Source organism: Arthrobacter sp. C152 (assembly GCF_054890965.1).
The window spans coordinates 111,505-136,300 of the sequence record NZ_JBTZSU010000004.1 but is presented as its reverse complement, the minus strand read 5'-3'; the positions used below and the strand labels follow the sequence as shown (position 1 = coordinate 136,300).

Here is a 24,796-nt window from a genome sequence, read left to right as displayed (position 1 = left end):
GGTCAGCCGCCGGCGGTGTGGACCGGGCCGCCGTAATCGAGGGCGATCCGGCGGGCTGCTTCCAACAGATAGGGAAGCACTGAGGCTTCGATGTCCTGGGCCGCGGCGCGGTGGGTCTGCAGCGAAACGTTGGCCGCGGCCACCACTTCGTTCCCGCGCCGCACCGGAACGGCGACGCCGCGCAGGCCTTCCTCGAGCTCCTGGGAAACCATGGACCATCCCCTGGTCCGGGCCGCCTCCACCTCGGCGCGCAGGTCCTCAACGCTGCCGACGGAGCGGTCGGTGAAGCGGTGCAGCTGGACCGTCCGGAGATACTCCTCGAACTGCGCCGGGGGCAGCCCGGCCAGGAGCACCCGGCCCATGGATGTGGCCCAGGCGGGGAACCGGGTGCCGACCGTGATGGAAACGCTCAGCAGCCGCGGGGACGGCACGCAGGCCACATAAACCACGTCGCCGCCGTCGAGGATGCACAGGGCGGTGGTTTCGTTCAGGTCCTCCGCGAGTTGCCTCAGGTGCGGCTCCGCCACGCCGGGCAGGGTGAGGCCGGCCAGGTAGGAGCGGCCAACATCCAGGGAACGGGCCGTCAGCTCGAAGGCCTGGCCGCCGGCGCGGAGGTAGCCAAGGTCAGCCAGGGTCAGCAGGAACCGGCGCGCGGACGCCCGGGTCATGTCGGTCCGGGCGGCAACCTGGGACACGGTGAGCCGCGGCTGGTCCGGGGTGAAGGCGAGCAGCACGTCGAAGGCCTTCTCAACCGACTTCACAAAGTAGGCGGCCTGCTCCTCCACGTTGCGGTTCCTCTCCCGACGGCTTGGCGCACCCGCACAGGTCCGCCGGGCTTCAGCGCCTGTCCGATCATATCGGGGACGGGCAGGCGGCTGCGCGGATGACGGCTGCCCGTCAGGACGCTGCCCGGAGCCCCTCCAGCGTTTGCTGCAGGAGCAGGGTGGCCTGCCCGTCGAGGCCCAGGAGGGGCACCATGGCCACGGCCTGCTCGCGGAGGTGCTCCCAGCCGTCCACGCACCGGATGCCCTGCGCGCGTGCCCGCGCAATGCCGGCAGTGGTGTGACCGGCGTAGACGAAGTCGTACAGGACGGCATCAGGGGCCAGGGGCGTGCCGCCCCACGCCGGTCCGTCGGAGGCGGATTTGCCGATGGGGGTGGCGTTGACCACCAGGGACGCATTGCCAGCCAGGTCCTGCGCCTGTTGCCAGTCGACGTTCCGGGCGTCGATGCCAAGGGCCCCGGCGAGGTCCAGCAGTTCCTCCGCGGCGCGGGGATCGCGGTCGGTGACGGTAACTGTCCCCACATGTCCCCTGAGTGCCACCAGGACTGCCCTGGCCGCTCCCCCCGCACCGAGCAGCAGGGCGTGGCGCTGGAACTGCCCGCCCAGCAGCACACCCACCGCCGTGATGTCCGTGTTGTGCCCCACCAGCTCCTCCCCCTGCCGGACCAGCAGGTTGCAGGCTCCACTCAACAGGACGGGGTCCGCAGCCCTGTCCGCCGTTTCCGCGGCCCAGTGTTTGTGCGGCATGGTCACGTTGGCGGCCACGATGCCGGGCTCCAGGAGCCGCCGGCGGACTGCCTCCAGGTCTGCGTCGGGCGCAACGTCCCAGGCCTCATACGCCCAGCCGTTGCCGAGCTTCTGCAGCACGGGATTCCACAGGCCCGGGGACATGGCCTTGGAGGCGGCGGAACCGATCAGGACCAGTCGGGAGGCTTCTCGGGAGGGTTCCATCGTGATGCACCTTTCCGTAGACGGCATTGTGATTGGTGTCACGGGCTAGTATCCTCTTTCCAGACGCATTTCGCACACCTGTTCGGTATGCGTACAAAATAGGAAACAGATCCCCACCTTCAGCGTGGAAGGAAACCCCAACAATGACCGAAATCGCAGCAGGAGCCCAGGCGCAGTCCACCCCGGAGTCCCAGCGCCGGCTCAGGCGCGCCAAGAAGGCGGCGCTGGCAGCATTCCTCGGCGGCGCCCTGGAGTATTACGACTTCTTCATCTACGCCACGGCCGCCTCGCTGGTCTTCTCGAAGATCTTCTTCCCGGCCGGGGACGCCACGGTGGCGCTGATCGCGTCCTTCGCCACGTTCGGCGTCGCCTACGTGGCACGCCCCTTCGGCGCCGTGGTGTTCGGCCACCTCGGCGACAAGATCGGGCGCAAGAACACGCTCGTGCTCACCCTGGTGCTGATGGGCAGCGCCACGTTCCTGATCGGCGCACTCCCCGACTTCAACGCCGCCGGCTACTGGGCCCCCGCCCTGCTGGTGGTGCTGCGCCTCATGCAGGGCCTGTCCGCCGGCGCGGAAACCGCCGGCGCCTCCGCCCTCTCCACCGAGGAAGCACCGGAGGGCCGCCGTGGCTTCTTCGCCAGCTTCGCCATGAGCGGCATCTCGGCCGGCATCGTGCTGGCGTCCCTGGCGTTCCTGCCCGTGGCGGCCATGAGCGAGGCTGACCGCCTCGCCTGGGGCTGGCGGATCCCGTTCTGGCTCTCCCTCGTCGTGCTCATCGTCGCCTACATGGTGCGCCGTTCGCTGGAGGAGCCGGAGGTCTTCGAGGAGAAGCACGACCACGGCGAACTGGTGAAGCTGCCCTTCGCCAAGATGTTCCAGACCCACCCGGCGCAGTTCTTCCAGGTGGCGCTGATGTCCTTCGAGACCGTCACCAACACGTTCATGCAGTCCTTCGGCCTGGCCTACGCCGTTTCGGTAGGCGTTCCCGCCTCCACCATGCTGTGGGTCAGCATCCTGGGCAACGTCCTGGCCATCGCCAGCCAGCCGCTCATGGCACGGTGGTCCGACAGCCTTGGCCGGCGGCCGATCTTCATCGGCGGCGTGCTCGGTTCGGGCGCCATGATCTTTGTCTACTTCTGGGTGATCTCCACCGGGAACATCCCGATGATCTTCCTGACCAGCACCCTGATCACCGCCGGTACGTACGCCATGTCCAATGCGATCTACCCGGCATGGTTCTCCGAGCTGTTCAACGTCAAGGTGCGCTACTCCGGCATGGCCATCGGGCTGCAGATCGGCATCCTCTGCGCCGGCTTCACCCCGCTGCTGGGCACCGCACTGGTCGGCGCCGACAAGGCCAACTGGGGCCCCGCAGCCTGGATCGTGGCAGGCTCATCGATCCTGGCCGTTGCCGGCGCCTGGTGGGCCCGCGAAACCGCCAAGACGCCCCTGCGGGAGCTCGGCAACCCCGTCCGGTAACTGTGCCGGGACGGAATTAAACGGCAAGGGAACGACGGCGGGTGCCTCCCGCCGTCGTTCCCTTGCGTTAAGCGTGTACCGGGCTGCGCACCGGGGCCGGGTCTCAGTGCGCAGGGGCAGTCCCTGCGCACTGAGAGTGGACGTGGCCGCGCAGCGCTTGTCAGCCGCGGGCGGTGAGGTCCGCGGAAATGAGCTTTGCGGTGGCCACGATTTCCTGGGCCACCGATGCCAGGTAGGCCTCCGGGTCCGGCTTGGCCTCCACTGACTGGGCCTGCAGCGACACGTTCACCGCAGCCACCATCTTGGGGCCGTCGTACACCGGCGCCGCGACGGACATCAGGCCCAGTTCCAGTTCCTGGTTCAGCAGGCACCACCCCTGGGCCCGCACGGTGTCCAGCACTGCCAGCAGCTCCGGAACGCTTCCCAGGGCGCGGGGCGTCAGCGGTTTGATGTCGGCAGCGGCCAGGTACGCCTTGAGCTCCGCCGGCGGGAGCGCCGCGAGCAGCACCCTGCCCATGGACGTCGCGTAGGCGGGGAAACGGGTGCCCACGGTGATGCCGATCGTCATGATCCGGCGTGTGGTCACCCGGGCGATGTAGGCGATGTCGGTGCCGTCCAGCACTGCGGCGGAAGTGGACTCGCCAAGCTTCAGGGAGAGCTCCTCCAGGTGCGGCTGGGCGAGCTGCGGCAGCGACAGCCCGGACAGGTAGGCGTACCCCAGCTGGAGGACCTTGGCCGTGAGCGCGAACGTTTTGCCGTCGGTCCGGACGTAGCCCAGCTCCACCAGGGTGTGCAGGAACCGGCGCGCCGTGGCCCGGGTCAGCCCGGTGCGGGCCGCCACCTCGGAGAGCGTCATGACCGGTCGTTCGGCATCGAAGGCGCGGATCACCGCCAGGCCCCGGGCCAGCGACTGGACATACTGGTCGCCGGCCTGCGGGGCGGGCTGGGTGTCGGTACCTGCGGCGTCGGTCATGGTTATCAATCCTAGGGCCGGCCTCAGCCTGCCGTGGCGGCCTTGAGCGGGACGGGGATGAGTTCCTGCAGTTCTTCGAGGGTGCAGCCGAAGGTTTCGCGGACGGTGACGCCGTCGGGGCCGGTGAGGAAGACGCCTTTGTCGGTGTAGACGCGGGTGACGCAGCCGACGCCGGTGACGGGGTAGGTGCAGGCGTCCACGATCTTGGACGCGCCTTCGCGGGTGAGGAGGGTCATCATGACGAAGACGTCCTTGGCGCCGGTGGCCAGGTCCATGGCGCCGCCGACGGCGGGAATCGCCCCGGGTGCGCCGGTGTGCCAGTTCGCCAGGTCACCGGTGGCGGAGACCTGGAAGGCACCCAGCACGCAGATGTCCAGGTGCCCGCCGCGCATGATCGCGAAGGAGTCCGCGTGGTGGAAATAGGAGGCGCCGGGGAGCTCGGTGACGGGGATCTTGCCGGCGTTGATGAGGTCTCCGTCGATCTGGTCCCCGACCGCTTCCGGGCCCATGCCGAGCATGCCGTTCTCGGTGTGGAGGGTGATGTTCTGTTCCTCGGTGAGGTAGTTGGACACCAGGGTGGGCTGGCCGATGCCGAGGTTCACGAAGGACCCGGGCGCGATGTCCCGGGCGACGAGCCGGGCGAGGTCATCACGGCCCAGGGGCGTGGCCGAGGTCTGGAGGGAGGTTTCGGTCAGGCTCATTTCAGGCCACCTTCGGGTTGGTGCTTGAAGCAGGGCTGCCGCTGCCGGCAACTTTGACGATGCTGTTGACGTAGATTCCCGGGGTCACGATGTTTTCCGGGTCCAGGCCGCCCGTGGGGACGATCTCGGAGACCTGCACGATGGTGTGCTTCGCGGCGGCGGCCATGATGGGACCAAAGTTCCGGGCGGTCTTGCGGTAGACGAGGTTGCCCTTGCCGTCGGCCTTGAGGGCCTTGATCAGGGCGACGTCGGCGTGGATGGGGGTTTCGAAGACCTGCCACTTGCCGTCCAGGAAGCGGGTCTCCTTGCCCTCGGCGAGCATGGTGCCGTACCCGGTGGGGGTGAAGAACCCGCCGATCCCGGCGCCCGCGGCGCGGATCCGCTCGGCGAGGTTGCCCTGCGGGACCAGTTCCAGTTCGATCTCGCCGGCCTTGTATTTGGCGTCGAAGTGCCAGGAATCGGACTGCCGCGGGAAGGAGCAGATCATCTTCTTCACCCGGCCTTCCTTGATCAGCAGGGCCAGGCCCTGGTCGCCCTGGCCGGCGTTGTTGTTCACCACGGTCAGGTCCGTGGCGCCGCAGTCGAGCAGCGCGTCGATCAGTTCGAACGGCTGGCCGGCGTTGCCGAACCCGCCGATCATCACGGTGGAACCGTCCTTGATCCCGGCAACGGCCTCCTGGACCGAATCAACAAAGTTCAGCATGGCTTATGCCTTTCCATTTGAAGCAGTCACGTTTTCCAGCACCACAGCCAGGCCCTGGCCCACGCCGATGCAGATGGCGGCCACGCCCCAGCGTTCGCCGGAGGCCTGCAGGGACCGGGCCAGGGTGCCCAGGATCCGGGTCCCGGAGGCGCCGAGCGGGTGGCCCATGGCGATCGCGCCGCCGTGCCGGTTCACGATGGAGGGGTCGATGCCCCAGGCGTTGACGCAGGCCAGGGACTGCGCGGCGAACGCTTCGTTAAGTTCGACGGCGCCCACCTGGTCCCAGCCGATCCCGGCTTTCGCGAGGGCCTTGTTCGCCGCCTCGACGGGGGCGTAGCCGAAGTACTGCGGATCGTTGGCGTGCGCCCCGCGGCCGGCGATGCGTGCCAGCGGGTCCAGCCCGAGCAGCCCGGCGGCCGCCTCGCTGCCCACCCAGGCCGCGGAGGCGCCGTCGGACAATGGCGAGGCGTTGCCCGCGGTGACCGTGCCGTTCTCTGCCCGGAACACGGTCTTCAGCCCGGCGAGCTTCTCCGCCGAGGAGCCGGGACGGATGCCTTCGTCGCGGACCAGGTCGGTGCCCGGGACAGGGGTAACGAGGGTGTCGTAGAAGCCCTCGTCCCACGCGGCGGCGGACAGGTTGTGCGAGTTCGCGGCGAACTCATCCTGCGCCTCCCGGGTCACCCCGTACTTCTCGCGGAGCCGCTCGGTGGCCTCGCCCAGGGAGATGGTCCACTCCTTCGGCATCGCCTTGTTCACCAGGCGCCAGCCCAGCGTGGTGGACGCCAAGGTCATGTCACCGGCCGGGTACGGCTTCTCCGTCTTGGGCAGCACCCACGGCGCGCGGGACATCGACTCCGCACCGCCCACCAGGACCAGGTCGGCGTCGCCGGCGTTGATCTGGCGGGAGGCGATGATCGCGGCGTCCAGGGAGGAGCCGCAGAGCCGGTTGACGGTGGTGCCGGGGATCGAGACCGGCAGGCCGGCCAGCAGCGTGCCCATGCGGGCAATGTTGCGGTTCTCCTCACCGGCGCCGTTTGCGTTGCCGAACACCACCTCATCAATCCGCTCCACGTCAAGGGACGGCGCCCGCTTCACGGACTCCCTGATCACGTGCGCGGCAAGGTCATCCGGACGGACCCCGGCGAGGCCGGAGCCGAACTTGCCGAACGGGGTGCGCACAGCGTCGTACACAAAAGCCTGGTTCATGGTTCCTCTGATTCTCTGGGACCCAACTGACTGGCAGTTAACGTCGTTTTGGGGGCTCAAAACGACAACAACTGCGACCTAGTTGGGAGGGGTGGGGTTGGTGCCGGTGCCCGCGGGGTCCTCGTGGGTGGAGTCGAGGTCGCGGAACACCTCCTGGGCGGTCTTGAAGGCGGTGTTCGCGGAGGGGACTCCACAGTAGATGGCGGTCTGCAGCAGGATTTCCTTGATCTCGTCCCTGCTGAGGCCGTTCCGGAGGGCGGCGCGGATGTGCATGGCCAGTTCCTCCCAGTGCCCGTGCGCCACCATGGCGGTGATGGTGACCGCGGAGCGCATCTGGCGGGTCAGTCCGGGCCGGGTCCAGATTCCGCCCCACGCGATGCGGGTGATCATGTCCTGGAAGTCGTCGGTGAACTCGTCCTTGTTGGCGTTGGCCCGGTCCACGTGCGCGTCGCCGAGCACTTCGCGCCGGACCACCATGCCGCCGTCGTAAATTTCCTTGCTGGTGGCGCCGGGCTGGACTACGCCGTGGCGCTCAGCTCCGTCGTGTGCAGCGCCGCTCATTTGGCCGCCTCCCGTGATTCGGCCCAGGCCATCAGGCTGCGCATCAGGTCCGCGGTGTGCGCGGGTGCCTCTGCAGGGGCCAGGTGTGAGATCCCCTCGACGGTGACCGCGGTGGCGGTGCCGCCCCCGGCGGTGATGCCGGACGCCACTTCGTCCGCCATGGCGGGCGTTGACACGGCGTCCAGTGAGCCGGCGATGACCTGGGTGGGGACCCGGATGCTGCCCAGTTCAGCGCGGACATCGAAGGCGGCCAGCGCCTCGCAGCAGAAGGCGTAGCTGAAGCGGTCCGCGTCCCGCAGGGAGTGCAGGAGCCGGCTGCTGAACTCGGGTTCGCGGTCCATGAAGCCGGGGGCGAACCAGCGCTGGGCCGAGCCCTGGATCATGACGGGAGTGCCCTGGGTGCGGACGGTTTCGGCGCGCTCCAGCCAGCCTTCGGGGGTGCCGATCTTGGCGCCGCTGTTCTGCACCGACAGGCTCTTCAGCCGTTCCCCGTGCGTGATGCCCAGCTGCAGGCCCACGGTGCCGCCGAGCGAGACGCCGGCGTAGTGGAAGGCTTCGCCCGGGGCGATGGAATCGACCAGGTCCACCACGGCGTCCGCGAGCGCTGCGACGTCGAAGGTTTCGGTGGCAGCCGGCGAGACCCCGTGGCCGGGCAGGTCCCAGGCCACCACGTCGTAGTCATTGCCGAGCAGTGATGCCACGCGGTTCCACAGGATGGAGGAGGTACCCAGGGAGGGTCCCACCACCAGCAGGGGGTGGTCGCCCAGGACTCGCTGGGGTGACAGCAGCGCTGCCTTCAGGGCCGGTTTAGCCACGGGAAGCTCCGTTCGCGTCGGTAGGTGTAACAAAGTCGGGGAAGGCGGCCAGAATGCGGTGGGAAATTTCCGCCGCCTGGCCGAGGTAGCTGGCCGGGTCCAGGAGTTCCTCCAGCCGGGCATCGGGGACGACGGCGGCGGGGACGGCCTCACGCAGGAGCTTCCGGTAGGTGGCGGCCTGCTCCGCGGCGGGCGCCTGGAGGGTCCGGTCCACCACGTCCTGCAGTTGCTGCTTTCCGGTGCGGCCGTCCTGCTCCGCCAGAAGCGGAGCGACAGCGGCGCCCACGCCCTCGGCCAGCAGCAGCGGGCCGGCGAGGTCCAGGTTGCGGCGCATGGCGTCCGGGAACACCCGCAGCCCTTCGGCCAGTTCGCGGACGAAGCCGGCTGCGCCGAGGGTGAGTGCCAGCAGCTGGCGCAGGGCCGGCCACTCGGTGTGCCAGGCCCCGTCCGGGCGTTCGTCGTTGAAGTTTGCGGCGGAGAGGTGCAGCTGCGCGGCGAGGTGCGGCGCCTGCAGCGCTGCGCTCCGGACCAGCACGGACAGCACGGGGTTCTGCTTCTGCGGCATGGCGGAGGAAACCCCGCGGCCCGCGGCCCGGGGCTCAGCCAGCTCTGCCACCTCGGGCCGGCTCAGGAACAGGACATCGGCGGCGATCTTGCCGAAGGCGTCCAGCACGGCTGCCAGCCCGTTGCCGAGGGACGTGACGGCCAGGCGGCTGGTGTGCCAGGGAGCCGGTGCCGGGGCCAGGCCCAGCTGGGCGGCCAGGGCATCGGCGAGGCTGAACGGTGAGGCGTGTGAGCCGTCGGTCAGCATGGTCCCGGCGGCGAGCGTTCCCGCGGCGCCGCCGAACTGCACCGGGAAATCCAGGCCGGCCAGCTGCCGCCCGGCCGCGGCCACGCCCTGGAACCACTGCGCGCTCCGCAGCCCGAAAGTGAAGGGGAGCGAATGCTGCGTCAGGCTCCTGCCCACGCACAGCGTCTCCGCATGCCGCCCTTCCAGGTCGGCGAGCGCTGTCGTGGTCGCTTTCAGGTCCGCCAGCACGGCGTGGACGGTGTTGCGGGCCAGCAGCATCAGGGCGGTGTCCAGCACGTCCTGGCTCGTGAGCGAGGTGTGCACCGCCTTGGCGGCACCCACTCCGGCGGTGTCCAGCGCCGCCACGTTCTTCCGCAGGTCCGCCAGCAGCGGGATCACGGGGTTGCCGCCGCCCTGGGCGCGCAGCGCGATATCGGCCAGGTCGTAGCGCCCGGCCTCGGCGGCCGAGGCGACGACGGCGGCGGAACCGGCAGGTGCCAGGCCGGCGCGTTCCAGCACGGCGGCCCAGCCGGATTCGACGGCGAGGATCGCCGCCAGCACTGCCCGGTCCCCTGTCAGCGCCGCCACCAGGGGTGACGCTGAGACGGGACTGAGCAGGCCGGCGTCGGCCTCCTCCGCGAAGGCGCGCAGATCTCCCAGGGCGGCGTGGGTCACTGGAAGTCCAGGAAGACCGTCTCGTCCGCACCCTGGAGCCGGATGTCCCAGGTGAGGCCGCCGTCGGGATCGCGGCGGGCGATCAGGGTCTTGCGCCGTTCGGGCTCGAGCGAGCTGAGCAGCGGGTCGTTGGCCAGGGCCTCGGTGTCCTCGGGCAGGTAGATGCGGGTGAACAGGCGGTTGGTGAGGCCGCGGGCGAACAGCGCCACGGAGATGAACGGTGCCGCGCCCGGCTTGGTGGGGCCGGGGTTGACGGTGGTGAAGGTGAACACGCCGGAGTTCCCGACGGCGCCGCGGCCCCAGCCGGTGAAGGTGTAGCCGTCGCGGACCAGGGAGCCGGTGCGCTGGACGATGTTGCCTTCCGCGTCCGGCTGCCAGATTTCCAGGATGGCGTCCGGGATGGTGTGCCCTGCGCCGTCATAGACGGTGCCCTGGAGGCGGATGGAACCGGCCGTGCCCGGGGCCAGGAGTTCGTTGTCCTTCTCGAACGGCAGGGCGTAGCCGTAGAACGGGCCGACCGTCTGTCCGGGGGTGGGTACCAGTTTGGTGCTCATCTCTACTCCTCGTCCCCGGCGTCGCCGTATGCTTCGTTTTCGGTCCAGGTCCGCTTGGGCCCGGTCAGGACGATGTCCCAGTTGTAGCCCAGTGCCCACTCGGGCTCGGTGAGGCTGTGGTCATAGGTGGCCACCAGCCGGTCGCGGGCGTCCTGGTCCACGATGGTCTGGTAGATCGGGTCCAGCGGGAAGAGCTGGTCGCCGGGGAAGTACATCTGGGTGATGATGCGCTGGGTGAACTCGGTGCCGAACAGCGAGAAGTGGATGTGCGCGGGGCGCCAGGCGTTCAGGTGGTTCTTCCATGGGTAGGCGCCGGGCTTGATGGTGATGAAGCGGTAGGAGCCGTCCGGGCCGGTGATGCAGCGGCCGATGCCCGTAAAGTTGGGGTCGATCGGGGCCGGGTGCTGGTCGCGCTTGTGGATGTAGCGGCCGGACGAGTTGGCCTGCCAGATCTCCACGAGCTGGCCCGCCACGGGGCGGCCGTCTCCGTCCAGGACCTTGCCGGAGACGATGATGCGCTCACCGAGCGGTTCACCGTTGTGCTGGATGGTCAGGTCCGACTCCAGGGCGTGGACGTCCTGGTGACCGAAGGCCGGCGAGTACAGTTCGATGGTTTCCGGGTCCGCGTGCGTCAGGCTTTTGGTGGGGTGGCGCAGGATGCTGCTGCGGTACGGCGGGTAGTCCAGCCGCGGCTGGGTTTCCTGGGCGGCGCCGTCCTTGAGGGCACGCCGGTAGGCCTCGCCCAGCGCGTTGATTTCGGCGCTGAGGTCCGCCTGGGATTCGGCGGCGGCGTCCAGGGGCGCGTGCGCTGCCTTGGGCTCGGCGGGCGGCACGAGCTCCTCCGATTCAAGCTCTGCGGTGACGTCTTTTGGCACGGCTGGCTCCTTTTCTTGGTGGGCTTGGTTGGTTCGGTCAGGACGAAGGCCGGCTGCGGTGCAGGGAGTCATACTGGACGGCGTGCCGGACCGGCGCGTTGGGGGCGCCGTAGCCGTCGTAGTTGCCGCGCCGCTCCACCATTTCGAAGAACACACTGCCCACGGTGGCGGTGTAGAAATGGAGGAATTCGCCGTCGGCGTCCCGGTCGTACAGGAGGTTGAGCTCCTGGAGGGTGGCCAGGAAGCCCGGTTCGAGGTCGAAGCGGGCGTCCAGGTCTTCGTAGTAGTTGGCCGGGATCTGCAGGAACTCCAGGCCGCGGTCGCGGGCGGAGCGTGCCGTGGCCACGAGGTCCGCCACCGCGAAGGCGATGTGTTCCTGGTACGTCTGCCGGGCCGGCGCCTGCTGCACCGGGGCGAGGTTGAGCACCAGCCGCACCGCGCCGTCGGAGGTCTGCATGACCTGCGAGCGCACCAGGCCGCTGGGGCTGGGCACCTCGGCGAACGGCTGCGGTTCCAGGGCCAGGGCGCTGTTGTAGAAGAGGACGGCCTCGTCGAAGTGCTGCCACGGCTGGGCGAGGTTGACGTGGTCGATCACTGCGTTGGTTCCCGCGGAGGGGTGCTCCAGGCCTTCGCCGAACTCGTGCGTCCAGGCCGCGGTGCCGTCCGGGCTGCCCTGGCACAGGAAGATCTCGGTGGAGTCCGGGGCGCTGATGCCCTGGAACACTTCCTCGTCCGCCTGGACCTTGCGGGCCACCACCGGTGCCTTGAGCTGCTGGGCCCGGGCGGAGGCAATCACGGGGGAATCGACGTCGAACCCAAGGGCGGCGATGGCCGGCTCTGCGTGCTGCGCGGCCTGTTCGTTGATGATGACGCGCGCCTGGCCCATGGTCCAGAGCTGGACGTCCTTGGTGCGGTGCCGGCCTTCGAAGGCGAAGCCGAGCTGGCCCAGGAGCTTCTCCAGCTGGGCGGTGTCGTCCGCCTTGACCTCGGCGAAGTTGAAGCCTGCGGGCTCGTTCACCGTGGGCAGCGTGGCCAGTTCCATGGGATAACGACGGCGGGGTGCGGCACCGGTGGCGGGCGCGGCTTCGGTGCCGGCGAGCCACTTGGCGCTTTGTTCCTCCAGCCAGATCAGCGAGCGCATGGCGTCGACGGCGGTGCGTTCGACGTCGGACTGGCGGAAGACGTCGTTGAAGACCTCCAGGGACACCGGGCCGGCGTAGCCGGCGCGGACCACATGGCCCATGAACTTGTCCAGCTCGAACTGGCCCTCGCCCGGGAAGACCCGGTAGTGCCGGCTCCAGGACAGCACGTCCATGGTGAGCTTGGGGGCGTCCGCCACCTGGACGAAGAAGATCTTCTCCGGGTTGAAGGCCTCGATGTGGGAGGTTTCCCAGTCGCGGGACAGGATGTGGAAGGAGTCCAGGCAGGTGCCCAGGTTGGGGTGGTCCACCATCTCCACCAGGCGGTAGGCGTGCTCGTAGTCATTGACATACTTGCCCCAGGCCAGCGCCTCGTAGGCAACCTTGATGCCATGGTCGCCGGCCAGGTTGGCGAGCTGGGCCAGCTGTTCGGCGCGGAGGCCGTCGTCGTCGATCGTGGCCGTGGCGACGTTGGAGCAGACCAGGATGGTGTCCATGCCCAGGCGGGACATCAGCTTGAACTTGGCCTCCGCCCGGCGCAGGTTGGCCTTGAGCAGGTCCGGGGTGACGCCGTCGAAATCGCGGAACGGCTGGTAGAGGTCCAGGCCCAGGCCCAGGTCCGCGGCCAGGGTCCGCACCTGCTCCGGGCTGAGCGGTGAGGTGACCAGGTCCTGTTCGAAGATCTCAATGCCGTCGAAGCCCGCGATGGCGCAGGCCTGCATCTTCTCCTTCAGCGTGCCGGACAGGCAGACGGTGGCAATTCCTGTGCGCATCAGGCAGCCACCTCCTCGGCGGCCACCAGTTCCAGGAAGTGGCTGCGCATGCGCTCGGGGTCAGCGTCCAGGCCGGTGAAGATCCGGAACGCATCGGCGGCCTGGCCCACGGCCATCCGCCCGCCATCCAGGACGTCGCAGCCCTTGGCGCGGGCTCCGCGGACCAGTTCGGTCTCGATGGGACGGTAGACGATGTCCGCCACCCAGTGCCGGGAGTCCAGCAGGGCCAGGTCGAGGGGGACGCCGGGGTGCGCAGCCATGCCCACCGGCGTGCAGTGCACCAGTCCGTCCGCCTGCGGCATCAGCCGCGGCAGCTCCGTCGTCGTGCCGGCCGCCACAGTGCGGTCCGGGAACAGGTCCGCCAGTTCGGCGGCGCGGGCGGCGGCGCGGGAAGCGTCCATGTCCACGAGGTCCAGGTGCCGGACGCCGGCGGTGAGGAGGGCGTAGGCGACGGCGGACCCGGCGCCGCCGGCGCCCAGCTGCACCACGCGGTCCAGTTTCGCCCCCGGCAGGCCCGAGGCCAGGGCGGCGGCGAAGCCGGAGAAGTCGGTGTTGTGGCCGATGAAGCGGCCGTCGCGGATGACGACGGTGTTGACGGCACCCAGGCGGCGGGCGTCCGGGGAGATTTCGTCCAGGTGTTCCAGGACCAGCTGCTTGCAGGGGTGGGTGATGTTCAGGCCGTTGAAGCCCAGGGTCCGGGCGCTCTGCAGGATGCTGCCGACGGCATCGCCGCCGAGTCCCAGCTCCAGCAGGTCGATGGGCCGGTACAGGTAGCGCAGGCCCTGCACGTCACCTTCCCGTTCGTGCATGGGCGGCGTGAGCGACGGCCTGACGCCGTCTCCGACCAGTCCCACCAGGTAGGACTCAGTTCGACTACTCATCCGTGCAGCTCCTTTGGTAACGGCACCGGGATCCACAGGAGGCCTGCCCGGTGATAGGGATTACAGTACAGCAATTGTTCACTTATCGCACTACTGTTCGGGATACGAACGTGATACTGCGGTTTAGCCTCGCTGCGGGAGGCGCGCGGCAAGTTCCGTGGCGGCATCCCGCAGGACCGGCACATAGGCCTCCAGCTCTTCGAGGCTGAGGCGGAACACCGGAACGGCGGTGGCCAGGGAGGCGAAGGCGTGGCCCTGGCTGTTGAGCACGGGTACGGCCACCGCACGCATGCCTGCCTCGTTCTCCTCATCCATGACGGCATAGCCGCGCCGGCGCACCTCCTCGATTTCGGCGCGGAAGGCGTCGCGGTCCGTGATGGAACGGGCGGTCAGCGCTTCAAGGGGCGCCTCCGCCAGCAGGCGTTCCCGCTCTGCATCTTCGGCGAATGCCACCAGGGCCTTGCCGACGGCGGTGGTGGACAGCGAGCCCAGGTGGCCGGGGTCGCTGGTCACCCGGAAGATCTGGGGGCCATCCACCTTGCTGACGGTCAGGTGGTGGAGGCCGTCCCGGACGCTGAGAATGGTGGCCTCGCCAGTTTGCTCGGTGACCCGGCGCAGGATGGGCATGGCGGTTCCGGCGAAACCGTGATGGTTGGAGACGCGCTGCCCGAGCTGGAAGATCCGCAGGCCCAGGTGGTACCGGCGGCCGTCCGGCTCGTAGTCGACGAACCCGTCGCGGGTGAGGGAACCGAGGAGCCGGTAGGTGGTGCTGAACGGCAGTTCGGCGCGGCGGGAAATCTCCGCGGCGCTGGCACCGCGGGGTTCATCACCCAGCAGGACCAGCAGGCCCAGGGCCTTGCCCACCATGTCCGTGCGGTCCGCGGGGCGGGCACGCACCGTGGCTTCCGGGGGCATGGCGTTGACGGGTTCTGCGGCGGCGGGGGCGGCAAGAGCGGATTCACCGTTGACCGCTGTGGTTTGATTCACACTCATGCCTCGATATTGCCACAATGTGAGAGCTATTTCTAGATCGTGATTATTTTCTTGACAGGTGACTGTCCTCACAGTCATAGTTTTTGTATCGCGCAAGTAGCTCCCACCATGTGGCTACTGACGTCGGGTCTTCTTTCGGACTCCAGCCGCATCGTGCCCCGCCCGCACCAAGGCAGCGGCGGCTGCGACCCCCAGATCCATCCGCGACAATGTCGTCACACCAAAGGAACACCATGAGCAAGACACTTCCGTCCGCCGAGGCGGGTGCCCCCACCTCTGCCGGGACGCCCAAGAAGGCCGCCCTCGCCAGCTTCCTCGGCAGCGCCGTCGAGTACTACGACTTCTTCATCTTCGGCTCCGCCGCGGCGCTGATCTTCCCCACGGTCTTCTTCCCCAATGCCGACGCCAACGCATCCATCATGTCGCTGGCCACCTTCGGGTTCGCCTACGTTGCCCGGCCCATCGGCGCGATCATCCTGGGCCACTTCGGCGACCGGGTGGGCCGCCGGAAGGTCCTCATGTTCACGCTGGTGCTCATGGGCGCGTCCACCTTCCTGATCGGCTGCCTGCCGGACTTCCACACCGTTGGCTGGTGGGCTCCGGCCCTGCTGGTGCTGGCCCGTCTCTGCCAGGGCCTCTCCGCCGCGGGCGAGCAGGCCGGTGCGTCCTCGATGACCCTGGAACACGCCCCGGACAACCGCCGCTCCTTCTTCACGTCCTGGACCCTCACCGGCACCCAGGGCGGCCAGATCCTCGCCGCCCTGGTGTTCATTCCCGTCCTGGCCCTGCCGGATGAGATCAAGTTCGGCATCGGCTGGCGCATCCCGTTCTGGCTCAGCGCCGCCGTCGTGGTGGTGGCATTCCTCATCCGCCGCACCCTGCACGAACCGCCCGCCTTCGAGGAAGCCCAAAAGACCGCCCAGATCGCCAAGCTGCCCGTGGCCGACCTGCTCAAGGGCCACTGGCGCGACGTCCTCCGCGTCATCTGCTGCGCTTTCATCGCCGCCGTCTCCACCGTGTTCGGCACCCTGGCCATCAGCTACGCCAAGACAGTTGCCGGCGTGGACGGCACCACCACCCTCTGGCTCGTGGTCGGCGCCAACCTCGTGGCCCTGGGCACCCAGCCGCTCTTCGGGATGCTCGCCGACAGGATCGGCCGCAAGCCCGTCTTCATCTACGGCGCCCTGGCCAGTGCCGTGCTGACCCCGGTGTTCCTGCTCAGCCTCGAATCCCACAGCGTGCCGCTGATGTTCCTCGCCGCCATCGGCTACTTCTCCTGCGGCTACGCAGCAGCCAACGCCGTCTGGCCGTCCTTCTACGCCGAAATGTTCAGCACCAAGGTCCGCTTCTCCGGCCTGGCCATCGGTACCCAGCTCGGCTTCCTGATGGCAGGGTTCGCCCCGGCCATCGTCGCGGCCATGGGCGGCATCAAGCCCGGCGGCTGGGTGCAGATCAGCATCTTCACGGCCATCATCTGCGCCGTCGCCGCGGTTTCGGCGCTGACCGCCAAGGAGTCCTTCCGGACCCCCACCAAGGAGCTCGGCCTCAAGTAGCGGGCCCGCCGCATACAGACTGGCCCAGTTTTCAGGCCGGAGAGCCCGCCGTTCCCCCAAATGGCGGGCTCTCCACTGTTAAAACTGGGTCAGTCTGGCAGTCAGCGCCTTAAGGCCGGCCGGTTTCCAGGACGGAGGCGAGGTCGAAATTAACCGGCTCCTCCAGCTGGGCGTAGGTGCACGATTCCGGGTCCCGGTCCGGGCGCCACCGGTTGAACTGCGCGGTGTGGCGGAACCTCTCGCCCTCCATGTGGTCGTAGCGGACTTCCACCACCAGTTCCGGGCGCAGCGGCACGAAGGAGAGGTCCTTGCCCGCGCTCCAGCGGCTGCCCTCGGCGTTCCGGGGCGTCCGCCCGCCCTCCTCCTGCTTCGCCCAGGCCCAGGGGTGGTTGTCGAAGTCCGTCACCAGCGGCTGCAGCTCCTGGAACAGTTCCTGGCGCTTCTTCATCGGGAAGGCGCCGATGACGCCCACGCTGGCCAGGCCGCCGTCGTCCTTGTACAGCCCCAGCAGCAGGGACCCGATGGCGTCGGGCCCGCTCTTGTGCAGCCGGTACCCTGCCACCACGCAGTCGGCCGTGCGCTCGTGCTTGACCTTGAACATCACGCGCTTGTCCGGCTCGTACCGGCCGTCCAGGCGTTTGGCGACGATGCCGTCCAGCCCGGCCCCCTCAAACTGCTCGAACCACTGGGCGGCGGTGTCCTTGTCCGTGGTCGCCGCCGTCAGGTGGACCGGTGCCTTGCTCGCCGCGAGCGCCTCCTCGAGGGCCGCCCGCCGCTCGGAAAACGGCCGGCCGGTGTAGTCCTCATCTCCCAGCGCCAGCAGGTCGAAGGCCACGAAGGACGCCGGGGTCTGCTCGGAAAGCAGCTTCACGCGGCTCGCGGCGGGATGGATGCGCTGCTGCAGGGTGTCAAAGTCCAGCCGGTCCCCGGAAGCGCCCACCAGGATAATTTCGCCGTCCACCACGCATCGTGGTGGCAGGCTTTCCTTGAGCGCGGTGACGAGTTCCGGGAAGTACCGGGTCATGGGCTTTTCGTTGCGGCTGCCGATCTCCAGGTCGTCGCCGTCGCGGAAGATGATGGACCGGAAGCCGTCCCACTTGGGCTCGTAGCTGAGGTCGCCGCCCTGGGGAATGCCGTCGATGCCGCTGACGGCCTTGGCGAGCATGGGCGGGACGGGCGGCATCACGGGAAGTTCCATGAGCCCATTCTTGCCCGGCCCGTGCCCGGGCGGTAGGGCGGCGCGCCCGGGGTCAGGCGGCCAGCAGCCAGACGATCAGCACCAGCGCCGGGGCCGCCGCGGCGGTGGAGAGCAGAATCGTTTCGCGCGCCACGGCCACGCCCCGTCCGTACTGGCTGGCGAACAGGAAGACGTTCTGCGCCGATGGGAGCGCCGCCATGAGCACCACGCCCAGGAGCATGCGGTGGTCCAGGTTGAACAGGAAACGTCCGACGACGAACGCCACCGCCGGCATCACCGCGGACTTGAGTGCGGTGGCAGTGAGGATTTCCGCTGTGTGGCCGCCGCTTCGCAGCATCCTGGTGCCGTGCAGCGACATGCCGAAGGCCAGCAGCACCACGGGGACCGCGGCGCCGCCCAGGAGCGACAGGGGCGCCATCACCGGGGCCGGGGGCTGCGCATGGAAGGCCGCGAGGACCACGCCGAGCAGCGAAGCGATGATCATCGGGTTGCGGAAGGGCTGGGTCAGCATGAGCCGGGGTGCGAACCGGCCGGCCGCCGAGAAGTCCAGCAGGGTCAGGACCAGCGGGGCGAACAGCAGGAGCTGGACCAGCAGCACCGGGGCTACCGGGGTGGCATCGCCGAGCGCGTACAGCGTGATGGGGATGCCGATGTTGTTGGCATTGACGTAGGAACCAGCCATGGCCCCCACCGCGGTTTCGGCCAGCGGCCTGGGGAACCAGATGCGGCTGGCCGCCACGTACAGCAGCGCGGTGACCGCGGCGGTGAGGATGGCCAGCGGAACGTACGCGGAGAACACCACGGACAGGTCCGATTTCAGCACCACCGTAAAGAGCAGCACGGGATTGGTGATGAAGAAGGCGGTCCTGGTCAGCGCCGCGATGGTGGACTCGCCGCCCAGCCCGCAGCGGGCGGCAACATAGCCCACCGCGATGACGACGCCGATCACTGCCAGGCCGATGAGCACACCGCCCACGTGGGGTACTTCCTTCCGGTTCCGCTGCCACCCTGCACGGGCGCAGGGCGAAGTACTACAAGTCTTAAACTTATCGAACAAGTGGACCGCATTCCGCCACCTGCCGGCCACGTGCCGGCCCGGCCGTGCTGCTGGACCTGTTCGACGGCGGCAATGTTCCACTGAAGCTCGACGGCGGCTTCCGGGTGGAGCTGGGACGCTACGGCTACCGCTGGTTCCGCGTGCACAGGAAAGGGGACCGGCTGGCGCCGTAACTGGCCGCCCGCCGTCGCGCTTTGTGAAAAAATCAACCATGCACGCCATGCAGCACTCCAGCAAACTCCAGAACGTCCGGTACGAACTCCGCGGGCCGATCCTCCAGGCAGCCAAGAACATGGAAGCCGAAGGGCATCGGATCCTCAAGATGAACCTCGGGGACACGGCGCCGTTCGGCCTGGAAGCGCCGGAATCCGTGGTGGTGGACATGATCCACCACCTTCGCGGCGCCCAGGGCTACAGCGACTCGAAGGGCATCTTCACCGCGCGGACAGCCATTTCGCAGTACTACCAGACCCGCGGCCTGATGAATATCGGGGTCGAGGACATCGTGATCGGCAACGGCGTCAGCGAACTGATCTCCATGTGCCTGCAGGCGTTCATGGAGAACGGCGACGAAATCCTGGTCCCCGCGCCGGACTACCCCCTGTGGACGGCCGCCGTGACCCTCACCGGCGGCAAGCCCGTGCACTACCTCTGCGACGAGGCGGAGAACTGGTGGCCGGACATGGCCGACGTCGAGGCGAAGATCACCAGGCGCACCAAGGGCATCGTGATCATCAACCCGAACAACCCCACCGGTGCCGTGTACCCGAGGCACATCCTGGAGCAGTTCGCAGCCCTGGCAAGGAAGCACAACCTGGTCCTGTTCTCCGACGAGATCTACGAGAAGGTGCTGTACGGGGGCGCCACCCATATCCATACGGCGTCCGTGGCCGAAGACGTGTGCTGCCTGACGTTCAGCGGCCTGTCCAAGGCCTACCGCATGCCCGGCTACCGGGCAGGCTGGGTGGCCGTCACCGGACCGCTGGCCGCCACCGCCGCGTACCGCGAGAGCCTGGAACTGCTGGCATCCCTGCGCCTGTGCGCCAACGTTCCCGCCCAGCACGCCATCCAGACCTGCCTGGGCGGGTATCAAAGCATCGAGGCGCTGGTGAAGCCGGGCGGCCGGCTCCGCGAACAGCGCGACCTCGCCCACAAGCTGCTCACCGCCATTCCCGGCGTCACGTGCGTCCCGGCGGCGGGGGCCATGTACCTGTTCCCGCGGCTGGACCCGGAGCTCTATCCGATCGCCAGCGACGAGCAGTTCGTCCTTGACCTGCTGAGGGACCAGAAGATCCTGGTCTCCCACGGCTCGGCCTTCAACTGGCCCGCGCCCGACCACTTCCGGTTCGTCATCCTGCCGTCCGTGCGCGACATCGAGGAAGCGGTGCGCCGGATCTCCGCGTTCCTGGCCGCGTACCGCAACCGGGAAGCGGCTTAGGCGGCTGAAACAGCTGCGGATCACAGAACTAACCGGTCCCTAACAGCGGGGAAACCGGTACGCAACATTGCGCGGCCACACTGGTAGTGCAGGCAAGAGCCGGCACCAGCCCCAGCCAGGAGGCCCCGCCATGTTGAAGAAAGCGACCACGCATGTAACCAGAGTCCGCGCCCTGGACCAGCTCCGCCGCGGTGACGAAATCGAAGCCCGCCTCTCGGTCGGACCCATGTACGACGACGTTGTCATCCGCCGCGGCAGCGTCCAGGAAACAGCCCCCGGCATCGGCGTCGTCTGGATCCTGGACCGCCTCACCGGCCTGCGCAAAGCGATCAATACGGACGAGTGCAGCGTGTGGCGGGTCGCCTGAAACCAGCATCCCCCCAGCTTGTGCAGCCCGGCCTGCGCGGCTTGGACCTGCGCAGCGATGGGCCCGGCGGCGGGCGTAGTCAGTAAGGACTGCCCGCCGCCCCGGCCCTCCCAGGTCCGTCAGCCGCCGGCCACCGACTGGATGACCAGGACTTCCTGGCCCGGCTCCACCTCAGTCTCCAGGCCCTTCAGCCGACGCACCTCCTCGCCGCCCACGTAAATGTTGACGAACCGCCGCAAGGCGCCGGTCTCATCGCGCAGGCGCCGGCCCAGGACCGCATACTCCGCGGCCACCGCATCGAGCAGCTCCCGCACCGTCACGGGTCCGCCGGCGGGCGCAGTCAGTACGGACTGCCCGCCGGCCAGGGGCTGCAGCACGCTGGGAAGAACCACCGAGATCTCAGGCACCGGCGACCACTGCCGCCCTCACGCACAGGACGTCCGGCAGGTGGGAGGCCACCTCGGCGAACGTCTCCCCCTCATCCGCACTGGCGTAGACGCTTCCGCCCCGGGTACCGAAGTACACGCCGGCAGGCTCCGCCGTATCCACCGATGCCGCGTCCCGCAGGACACTGTTGTATTCATGCTCCGGCAGCCCGGCGCTGAGGCTCGTCCAGGTTTCGCCGGCGTCATCAGTGCGGTGGACGGCGAGCTTCCCGTCCGGCGGAATGCGTTCGCCGTCGGCCTTCAACGGAATGACCCAGGCGGTGCCGGCCCGGCGCGGATGGGCGAGCATCACGAAACCGAAGTCGGCCGGCAGGCCGGCGGCGATGGAGGTCCACGTGTCCGCGTTGTCATCCGAGCGGTAGACGCCGTGGTGGTTCTGCGCGTACAGGCGCCCGTCCGCCGCGGCATCGGGGGCGATCTTATGGACGCACTGGCCGAACTCGGGATTCGGGTCCGGCATGAAGTAGGCCGAGATGCCGTGGTTGCGCGGCTCCCAGGAGGTGCCGGCGTCGAGTGAACGGTAGACGCCGCCGGTGCTCATGGCGATGTGGACCGTTTCCCCGTCCGGATGGACCACGATCGAGTGCGCCGCGGCCCCGCCGTAGCCGGCCCCCCATTCGCTGCGGTGCGGATGGTCCCACAGGCCGCGGTTCAGTTCGAAGTGTTCGCCGCCGTCGGTGGACTTCCACACGGAGATGGGTTCGGCTCCCGCCCACACCACGCCGGGGCGCGAATCGGCGTCCGGGTAGATCTGCCACACGCGCTCCAGCGCCGCGCCGGTGTCCTCGGGGAACGTGATGGCGCCGTGCTCCGGCTCGGACCAGGTGGCGCCCAGGTCATCCGAGTGCGCGACCGTAGGCCCCCAGTGCGGGCTGCGGACGCCCACCATGATCCGGGTCCGTCCTTCCCTGGTGTCGATCCCGACGCTGGGAATTTCCGACATCAGGAAGTGGGGACCGGTGAAGGACCACTGCCGCCTGTCCTGGCTGGTCGCCAGCCACAGTCCTTTTTTGGTGCCGATTGCCAGGAGGAACTCCGCCGTTTTTGCCATGCGCACCATGCAACCACCGTGGCGGGCCGCCCGCAACGGTTTCGGAGCCCCTTCCCGGAGGGGTGTCAGTCTACGAACTCGGACTGCGTCTGGATGAAGTCCCAGTCGGCAACTGTGAGCGCCGCAGCCGGATTGTCCGGGTGCGGTCCGCCTGCCTCCGCGATCCCTTGCAGGACTCCGAGCGGGAGTTCCTCCGCGTAGAGGTTCTCGCGCAGCCACTCCTTGGTGGCGAGGTCCAGGTCCAGCCACCACATGAAGATTTCCATGAGCACCTGCCTTCCGTCACCTTCAACGTTAGGCGCGGCCACGGTGGCGGACAAGGTCCGGCTGCCAGGAACAGGTAGGGGCGGCGGCGATTCGGGTACCGGCAAGTAACCGGCCCATCCCTGCCCCCGAAAAGACGAGTATCCCCTACTCACGACTGCCATCGGCGGCGCCCCTAGCCTGAAACCTCACGCAAGCTGACCGTGTTGCTGGGGCACACGGCGTCGCCGCCCCGCCCCGCCTGACAGGGTCCGTTTCACCATAAATCTGGGGAGAAGAACATGAAACGCACCTTAGTAACTCTGGGGGTGGTCGGGCTCGGCCTGATCAGCCTCACGGCACCGGCAACGGCTGCCTCGGACAGAGTAGTGGTCTGCCACTGGGATGGAAGCGCCCTGACTCCACTGGAATTCAACGTCAACGGGACGGGCGGACATGAGCAGCACGCCGAGGACATCATTCCTCCGACCCCGAAAATTCCGGCGGGGAAGAACTGGAACAACGCTGGAAAGACGCTCTATGTCGCAAACTGCGCGCCGCTGCCACCTGGTGAAGTGATCGACCCGGTGGACCCGCCGGTCGTCGTCGACCCTCCGGTCACGCCTCCCGCGGTGACCCCTCCCGCAGAGGAGCCGCCCGCAGTTGTCAACCAGCCTGTGGTGGAGGCACCCGCAGTTGTCAACCAACCCGTGGTCCAACCGCCCGCGCCGGCAGCGGTTGAGCCGGCGGCAGCGGCACCTGCCCAGGCTGCACCCGTCCAGCAGGCCGCGGTGCAGGCTCCGGCCGCGCAGCAGCCGGCAGCACCGGCCGCCAAGGCAGCCGTGGGGACCAACCAGGGATTCAACGCCCAGACCGCGGTGGGTGGCCAGGAGGCCGGGCCCGCCTGGCTCGCCGGGGTGGGAGCCCTGGCCGCCGCGGGCGCAGCGGTGGCTGTGCGCCGCAGGTCCCGTTCCCTGCACACGGTCGGCTAGGCAGCTGCCCCGCCACCACGGTGGCCCGTCGACAAGGAAGGTGCCCTGCCAGTGCCCGGCGGGGTGCCTTCCTTCCATATCCCGTCCACCCCACCAGGAGCATCATGCCGAAGGAACGCAGCAAGCACGCCGCTGCCCCGCGGGAGCCACGGCGCCGCTGGAACCGGGGCGACCTGGCCATCCTTCTCTGCGGGGTCCTTTCGTTCCTGTCCTTCACCGTCGGCGCTCCCCTGTTCCACACGCCGGCCGGCGGAGGGACGTCCGCGGCGGCCAGCGCACGGTTCACCACGGGCCCTGCCGTTGCCACCCTTCCAGCATCTCCGGAGGCCGCCACACCAAGCGGCCCAGCATCCACCGACCCAGCGTCCGCAGCGGCCACGGGACTGGCGGCGGCGGGCCAGACGACCGCGCCGGCCCCCGTCCTCCCGGCGTCCGCACCGCCCGTCCGCATCAGTTACCCGGCCGCCGCGTTCGACGTCGCGATCCATCCCCTGGACCTCGACGGCGCCTCCCTGTCCAGCCGCACCATCGAGCCGCCGGCTACGAAGGACGGCTACTGGCTGGCGGCGTTCGGCGCGCCCGGCAGCGGATCCACGAACACCACGTACGTGATCGGCCACAGCTGGGTCGGCGCGGACGCACCGTTCAACCACCTCAGTTCGGCTGCGGCAGTGGGCGACGTGTTCGACGTCGGGACGGCGGCCGGCACCATCCGCTACCGCGTGGAGAACATCAGCACCTACGACAAGTCCAGCCTCAAGGACGGCTCTCTCTGGGACATGGTGCCCAACCGGCTGGTCCTGGTCAGCTGCTTCACGGAGGACCCGTGGGGCACGAACGTCGTAGTTACCGCGTACCCGTCTGCTTCCCAGCCATGAGGGCTGAAGCACCTGTTCACTGGGCCCCCCGGGGCGGAAAATGGGCGTCATGACATCCGATCAGTTCAAGGACAAGCCGCTGCTGGTGGGCCTCATGCCCCGGCAGCATCCGGAAGTCCTGCAGACCGCGGCGGCCCTGGCCGCCGCGGTGGGGGCGCCCATGGTGTGCGCCTACGTGGACGAGGCCAGCTACCTGGTGGACTGGGACCCTTCCCGTTCCGCGCATCGGATGTCGCTGCGTCCGGATGCGGGAGTGAAGGAACTTCGGGTCCTGGCGGCAGGGCTGGAGGAACGGATCCGGGAGGTGGTGGGAGCGGCGCCGGCTGGAAGGGCAGCTGTCGAGTGGACGCTGCGCACCCTCACCGGAGATCCGGCCCGCTCGCTGGGCCGGCTCGCGGCGGAAGTGGAGGCGCCCATGATCATCGTGGGAACCTCCGAACGCGGATTTTCCCACCGCCTGTCGGAGGCTTTGAACGGCTCCGTGGGCGCCTGGCTCAGCCACCACCAGAACCGGCCCGTGCTGGTGGTTCCTTACCACAAGGCCGCCCACGAGGACCGTCCCTGACCTGCCGGCACACCGCATCCGCCCCGCGGAAAGGGCCGTTTCCAGGCCTCCTAAAGTAAAGCGAAAGTAGTTATTCGCGGTGCTGGCGGACCCCCGTACCAGCCAGTAAGCTAAATCCAGCAGGACCGCTTCCCGGCAACGGAAGCCGGAAATG

The 24,796-nt window shown here is 68.7% G+C and carries 27 protein-coding genes; 8 read left to right on the top strand and 19 right to left on the bottom strand.

Features of this window, described 5'->3' with window-relative positions; all coding sequences use genetic code 11:
• Positions 1-2: 2 nt before the first annotated feature.
• Together ACYSM9_RS04410 and ACYSM9_RS04405 are read right to left on the bottom strand one after the other, a co-directional pair.
• Positions 3-785 carry an IclR family transcriptional regulator domain-containing protein gene (locus ACYSM9_RS04410; protein WP_461855782.1) on the bottom strand — a complete coding sequence of 261 codons (783 nt, stop codon included), beginning with the start codon at positions 783-785 and terminating at the stop codon, positions 3-5.
• A gap of 112 nt (positions 786-897) precedes the next feature.
• Positions 898-1,734: a shikimate dehydrogenase family protein gene (locus ACYSM9_RS04405; protein WP_461855781.1), complete on the bottom strand. Its 837-nt coding sequence runs from the start codon at positions 1,732-1,734 to the stop codon at positions 898-900.
• Between the two features lie 143 nt (positions 1,735-1,877).
• Here ACYSM9_RS04405 and ACYSM9_RS04400 point away from each other — a divergent pair, with 143 nt between their 5' ends.
• A complete protein-coding gene (locus ACYSM9_RS04400) occupies positions 1,878-3,215 on the top strand; it encodes an MFS transporter (protein WP_461855780.1) in 1,338 nt (445 codons plus the stop codon).
• Positions 3,216-3,375: 160 nt separating this feature from the next.
• Here the strand turns inward: ACYSM9_RS04400 and ACYSM9_RS04395 are convergent, their stop codons facing one another.
• The 12 genes from ACYSM9_RS04395 to ACYSM9_RS04340 form a co-directional block, all read right to left on the bottom strand.
• Positions 3,376-4,188, bottom strand: coding sequence for an IclR family transcriptional regulator domain-containing protein (locus ACYSM9_RS04395; protein ID WP_461855779.1), 813 nt, complete (start codon positions 4,186-4,188; stop codon positions 3,376-3,378).
• A gap of 23 nt (positions 4,189-4,211) precedes the next feature.
• Entirely contained in the window at positions 4,212-4,889 is a 678-nt protein-coding gene (locus tag ACYSM9_RS04390) for a 3-oxoacid CoA-transferase subunit B (RefSeq protein WP_461855778.1), read from the bottom strand.
• 1 nt (position 4,890) lies between these two features.
• Complete coding sequence (locus ACYSM9_RS04385; protein ID WP_461855777.1) at positions 4,891-5,592, bottom strand: 3-oxoacid CoA-transferase subunit A; 702 nt, start codon at positions 5,590-5,592, stop codon at positions 4,891-4,893.
• Between the two features lie 3 nt (positions 5,593-5,595).
• Positions 5,596-6,798 carry a thiolase family protein gene (locus ACYSM9_RS04380; protein ID WP_461855776.1) on the bottom strand — a complete coding sequence of 401 codons (1,203 nt, stop codon included), beginning with the start codon at positions 6,796-6,798 and terminating at the stop codon, positions 5,596-5,598.
• Positions 6,799-6,876: 78 nt separating this feature from the next.
• The gene (gene pcaC, locus ACYSM9_RS04375) at positions 6,877-7,359 is read right to left on the bottom strand and encodes a 4-carboxymuconolactone decarboxylase (protein ID WP_461855775.1); all 483 of its coding nucleotides are present in this window, start codon (positions 7,357-7,359) and stop codon (positions 6,877-6,879) included.
• Positions 7,356-8,174, bottom strand: coding sequence for an alpha/beta fold hydrolase (locus ACYSM9_RS04370; RefSeq protein WP_461855774.1), 819 nt, complete (start codon positions 8,172-8,174; stop codon positions 7,356-7,358). The genes pcaC and ACYSM9_RS04370 overlap by 4 nt, the downstream gene beginning before the upstream one ends.
• On the bottom strand, positions 8,167-9,639 hold the full coding sequence (locus tag ACYSM9_RS04365; RefSeq protein ID WP_461855773.1) for a lyase family protein: 1,473 nt from the start codon (positions 9,637-9,639) through the stop codon (positions 8,167-8,169). The genes ACYSM9_RS04370 and ACYSM9_RS04365 overlap by 8 nt, the downstream gene beginning before the upstream one ends.
• A complete protein-coding gene (pcaG, locus tag ACYSM9_RS04360) occupies positions 9,636-10,193 on the bottom strand; it encodes a protocatechuate 3,4-dioxygenase subunit alpha (RefSeq protein ID WP_461855772.1) in 558 nt (185 codons plus the stop codon). Before pcaG ends, ACYSM9_RS04365 begins: the two co-directional genes overlap by 4 nt.
• A gap of 2 nt (positions 10,194-10,195) precedes the next feature.
• Positions 10,196-11,068, bottom strand: coding sequence for a protocatechuate 3,4-dioxygenase subunit beta (pcaH, locus tag ACYSM9_RS04355; protein ID WP_461855771.1), 873 nt, complete (start codon positions 11,066-11,068; stop codon positions 10,196-10,198).
• 37 nt (positions 11,069-11,105) lie between these two features.
• Positions 11,106-12,980, bottom strand: coding sequence for a bifunctional sugar phosphate isomerase/epimerase/4-hydroxyphenylpyruvate dioxygenase family protein (locus ACYSM9_RS04350; protein ID WP_461855770.1), 1,875 nt, complete (start codon positions 12,978-12,980; stop codon positions 11,106-11,108).
• Positions 12,980-13,861 carry a shikimate dehydrogenase gene (locus ACYSM9_RS04345; RefSeq protein ID WP_461855769.1) on the bottom strand — a complete coding sequence of 294 codons (882 nt, stop codon included), beginning with the start codon at positions 13,859-13,861 and terminating at the stop codon, positions 12,980-12,982. The genes ACYSM9_RS04350 and ACYSM9_RS04345 overlap by 1 nt, the downstream gene beginning before the upstream one ends.
• 123 nt (positions 13,862-13,984) lie before the next feature.
• Positions 13,985-14,854: an IclR family transcriptional regulator gene (locus ACYSM9_RS04340; protein WP_461855768.1), complete on the bottom strand. Its 870-nt coding sequence runs from the start codon at positions 14,852-14,854 to the stop codon at positions 13,985-13,987.
• Positions 14,855-15,087: 233 nt separating this feature from the next.
• On the opposite strand from ACYSM9_RS04340, the gene ACYSM9_RS04335 reads away from it, so the two are divergent.
• Positions 15,088-16,407: an MFS transporter gene (locus ACYSM9_RS04335; RefSeq protein ID WP_461855767.1), complete on the top strand. Its 1,320-nt coding sequence runs from the start codon at positions 15,088-15,090 to the stop codon at positions 16,405-16,407.
• A gap of 109 nt (positions 16,408-16,516) precedes the next feature.
• Here ACYSM9_RS04335 and ACYSM9_RS04330 read toward each other — a convergent pair whose 3' ends face one another.
• Complete coding sequence (locus ACYSM9_RS04330; RefSeq protein WP_461855766.1) at positions 16,517-17,605, bottom strand: ATP-dependent DNA ligase; 1,089 nt, start codon at positions 17,603-17,605, stop codon at positions 16,517-16,519.
• Positions 17,606-17,657: 52 nt separating this feature from the next.
• Positions 17,658-18,581 (bottom strand): AEC family transporter, encoded by a 924-nt coding sequence (locus ACYSM9_RS04325; protein ID WP_461855765.1) that lies wholly within the window; start codon positions 18,579-18,581, stop codon positions 17,658-17,660.
• Positions 18,582-18,706: 125 nt separating this feature from the next.
• Between ACYSM9_RS04325 and ACYSM9_RS04320 the strand changes: the two genes are divergently transcribed.
• The 3 genes from ACYSM9_RS04320 (at position 18,707) to ACYSM9_RS04310 (ending at position 20,467) form a co-directional block, all read left to right on the top strand.
• Positions 18,707-18,835 carry a hypothetical protein gene (locus ACYSM9_RS04320; RefSeq protein ID WP_461855764.1) on the top strand — a complete coding sequence of 43 codons (129 nt, stop codon included), beginning with the start codon at positions 18,707-18,709 and terminating at the stop codon, positions 18,833-18,835.
• A gap of 38 nt (positions 18,836-18,873) precedes the next feature.
• Positions 18,874-20,100 carry a pyridoxal phosphate-dependent aminotransferase gene (locus ACYSM9_RS04315; RefSeq protein ID WP_461855763.1) on the top strand — a complete coding sequence of 409 codons (1,227 nt, stop codon included), beginning with the start codon at positions 18,874-18,876 and terminating at the stop codon, positions 20,098-20,100.
• 130 nt (positions 20,101-20,230) lie between these two features.
• Positions 20,231-20,467, top strand: coding sequence for a hypothetical protein (locus tag ACYSM9_RS04310; RefSeq protein ID WP_461855762.1), 237 nt, complete (start codon positions 20,231-20,233; stop codon positions 20,465-20,467).
• Between the two features lie 119 nt (positions 20,468-20,586).
• On the opposite strand, the gene ACYSM9_RS04305 is transcribed toward ACYSM9_RS04310, so the two are convergent.
• The 3 genes from ACYSM9_RS04305 to ACYSM9_RS04295 are packed head-to-tail and all read right to left on the bottom strand — an operon-like array spanning position 20,587 to position 22,230.
• Positions 20,587-20,874 (bottom strand): MoaD/ThiS family protein, encoded by a 288-nt coding sequence (locus ACYSM9_RS04305; RefSeq protein WP_461855761.1) that lies wholly within the window; start codon positions 20,872-20,874, stop codon positions 20,587-20,589.
• Positions 20,867-21,973, bottom strand: coding sequence for a WD40/YVTN/BNR-like repeat-containing protein (locus ACYSM9_RS04300; RefSeq protein ID WP_461855760.1), 1,107 nt, complete (start codon positions 21,971-21,973; stop codon positions 20,867-20,869). The genes ACYSM9_RS04305 and ACYSM9_RS04300 overlap by 8 nt, the downstream gene beginning before the upstream one ends.
• A gap of 56 nt (positions 21,974-22,029) precedes the next feature.
• On the bottom strand, positions 22,030-22,230 hold the full coding sequence (locus tag ACYSM9_RS04295; protein ID WP_461855759.1) for a hypothetical protein: 201 nt from the start codon (positions 22,228-22,230) through the stop codon (positions 22,030-22,032).
• A gap of 279 nt (positions 22,231-22,509) precedes the next feature.
• On the opposite strand from ACYSM9_RS04295, the gene ACYSM9_RS04290 reads away from it, so the two are divergent.
• The 3 genes from ACYSM9_RS04290 to ACYSM9_RS04280 all read left to right on the top strand — a co-directional run bounded on the left by ACYSM9_RS04290 (position 22,510) and on the right by ACYSM9_RS04280 (position 24,642).
• The gene (locus tag ACYSM9_RS04290; protein WP_461855758.1) at positions 22,510-23,199 is read left to right on the top strand and encodes a hypothetical protein; all 690 of its coding nucleotides are present in this window, start codon (positions 22,510-22,512) and stop codon (positions 23,197-23,199) included.
• Between the two features lie 104 nt (positions 23,200-23,303).
• Positions 23,304-24,077, top strand: a complete 774-nt coding sequence (locus tag ACYSM9_RS04285) for a class F sortase (protein ID WP_461855757.1) — start codon at positions 23,304-23,306, stop codon at positions 24,075-24,077.
• 49 nt (positions 24,078-24,126) lie between these two features.
• Positions 24,127-24,642, top strand: coding sequence for a universal stress protein (locus ACYSM9_RS04280; protein WP_461855756.1), 516 nt, complete (start codon positions 24,127-24,129; stop codon positions 24,640-24,642).
• The last annotated feature ends 154 nt before the right edge of the window (positions 24,643-24,796 follow it).

Coding starts and splice junctions, on each gene's coding strand:
- ACYSM9_RS04405 (WP_461855781.1), bottom strand. CDS start 1,734: ATGGAACCCTCCCGAGAAGCCTCCCGACTGGTCCTGATCGGTTCCGCC.
- ACYSM9_RS04400 (WP_461855780.1), top strand. CDS start 1,878: ATGACCGAAATCGCAGCAGGAGCCCAGGCGCAGTCCACCCCGGAGTCC.
- ACYSM9_RS04395 (WP_461855779.1), bottom strand. CDS start 4,188: ATGACCGACGCCGCAGGTACCGACACCCAGCCCGCCCCGCAGGCCGGC.
- ACYSM9_RS04390 (WP_461855778.1), bottom strand. CDS start 4,889: ATGAGCCTGACCGAAACCTCCCTCCAGACCTCGGCCACGCCCCTGGGC.
- ACYSM9_RS04385 (WP_461855777.1), bottom strand. CDS start 5,592: ATGCTGAACTTTGTTGATTCGGTCCAGGAGGCCGTTGCCGGGATCAAG.
- ACYSM9_RS04380 (WP_461855776.1), bottom strand. CDS start 6,798: ATGAACCAGGCTTTTGTGTACGACGCTGTGCGCACCCCGTTCGGCAAG.
- pcaC (WP_461855775.1), bottom strand. CDS start 7,359: ATGAGCGGCGCTGCACACGACGGAGCTGAGCGCCACGGCGTAGTCCAG.
- pcaG (WP_461855772.1), bottom strand. CDS start 10,193: ATGAGCACCAAACTGGTACCCACCCCCGGACAGACGGTCGGCCCGTTC.
- ACYSM9_RS04350 (WP_461855770.1), bottom strand. CDS start 12,980: ATGCGCACAGGAATTGCCACCGTCTGCCTGTCCGGCACGCTGAAGGAG.
- ACYSM9_RS04345 (WP_461855769.1), bottom strand. CDS start 13,861: ATGAGTAGTCGAACTGAGTCCTACCTGGTGGGACTGGTCGGAGACGGC.
- ACYSM9_RS04340 (WP_461855768.1), bottom strand. CDS start 14,854: ATGAGTGTGAATCAAACCACAGCGGTCAACGGTGAATCCGCTCTTGCC.
- ACYSM9_RS04335 (WP_461855767.1), top strand. CDS start 15,088: ATGAGCAAGACACTTCCGTCCGCCGAGGCGGGTGCCCCCACCTCTGCC.
- ACYSM9_RS04330 (WP_461855766.1), bottom strand. CDS start 17,605: ATGGAACTTCCCGTGATGCCGCCCGTCCCGCCCATGCTCGCCAAGGCC.
- ACYSM9_RS04315 (WP_461855763.1), top strand. CDS start 18,874: ATGCACGCCATGCAGCACTCCAGCAAACTCCAGAACGTCCGGTACGAA.
- ACYSM9_RS04310 (WP_461855762.1), top strand. CDS start 20,231: ATGTTGAAGAAAGCGACCACGCATGTAACCAGAGTCCGCGCCCTGGAC.
- ACYSM9_RS04300 (WP_461855760.1), bottom strand. CDS start 21,973: ATGGTGCGCATGGCAAAAACGGCGGAGTTCCTCCTGGCAATCGGCACC.
- ACYSM9_RS04295 (WP_461855759.1), bottom strand. CDS start 22,230: ATGGAAATCTTCATGTGGTGGCTGGACCTGGACCTCGCCACCAAGGAG.
- ACYSM9_RS04290 (WP_461855758.1), top strand. CDS start 22,510: ATGAAACGCACCTTAGTAACTCTGGGGGTGGTCGGGCTCGGCCTGATC.
- ACYSM9_RS04285 (WP_461855757.1), top strand. CDS start 23,304: ATGCCGAAGGAACGCAGCAAGCACGCCGCTGCCCCGCGGGAGCCACGG.
- ACYSM9_RS04280 (WP_461855756.1), top strand. CDS start 24,127: ATGACATCCGATCAGTTCAAGGACAAGCCGCTGCTGGTGGGCCTCATG.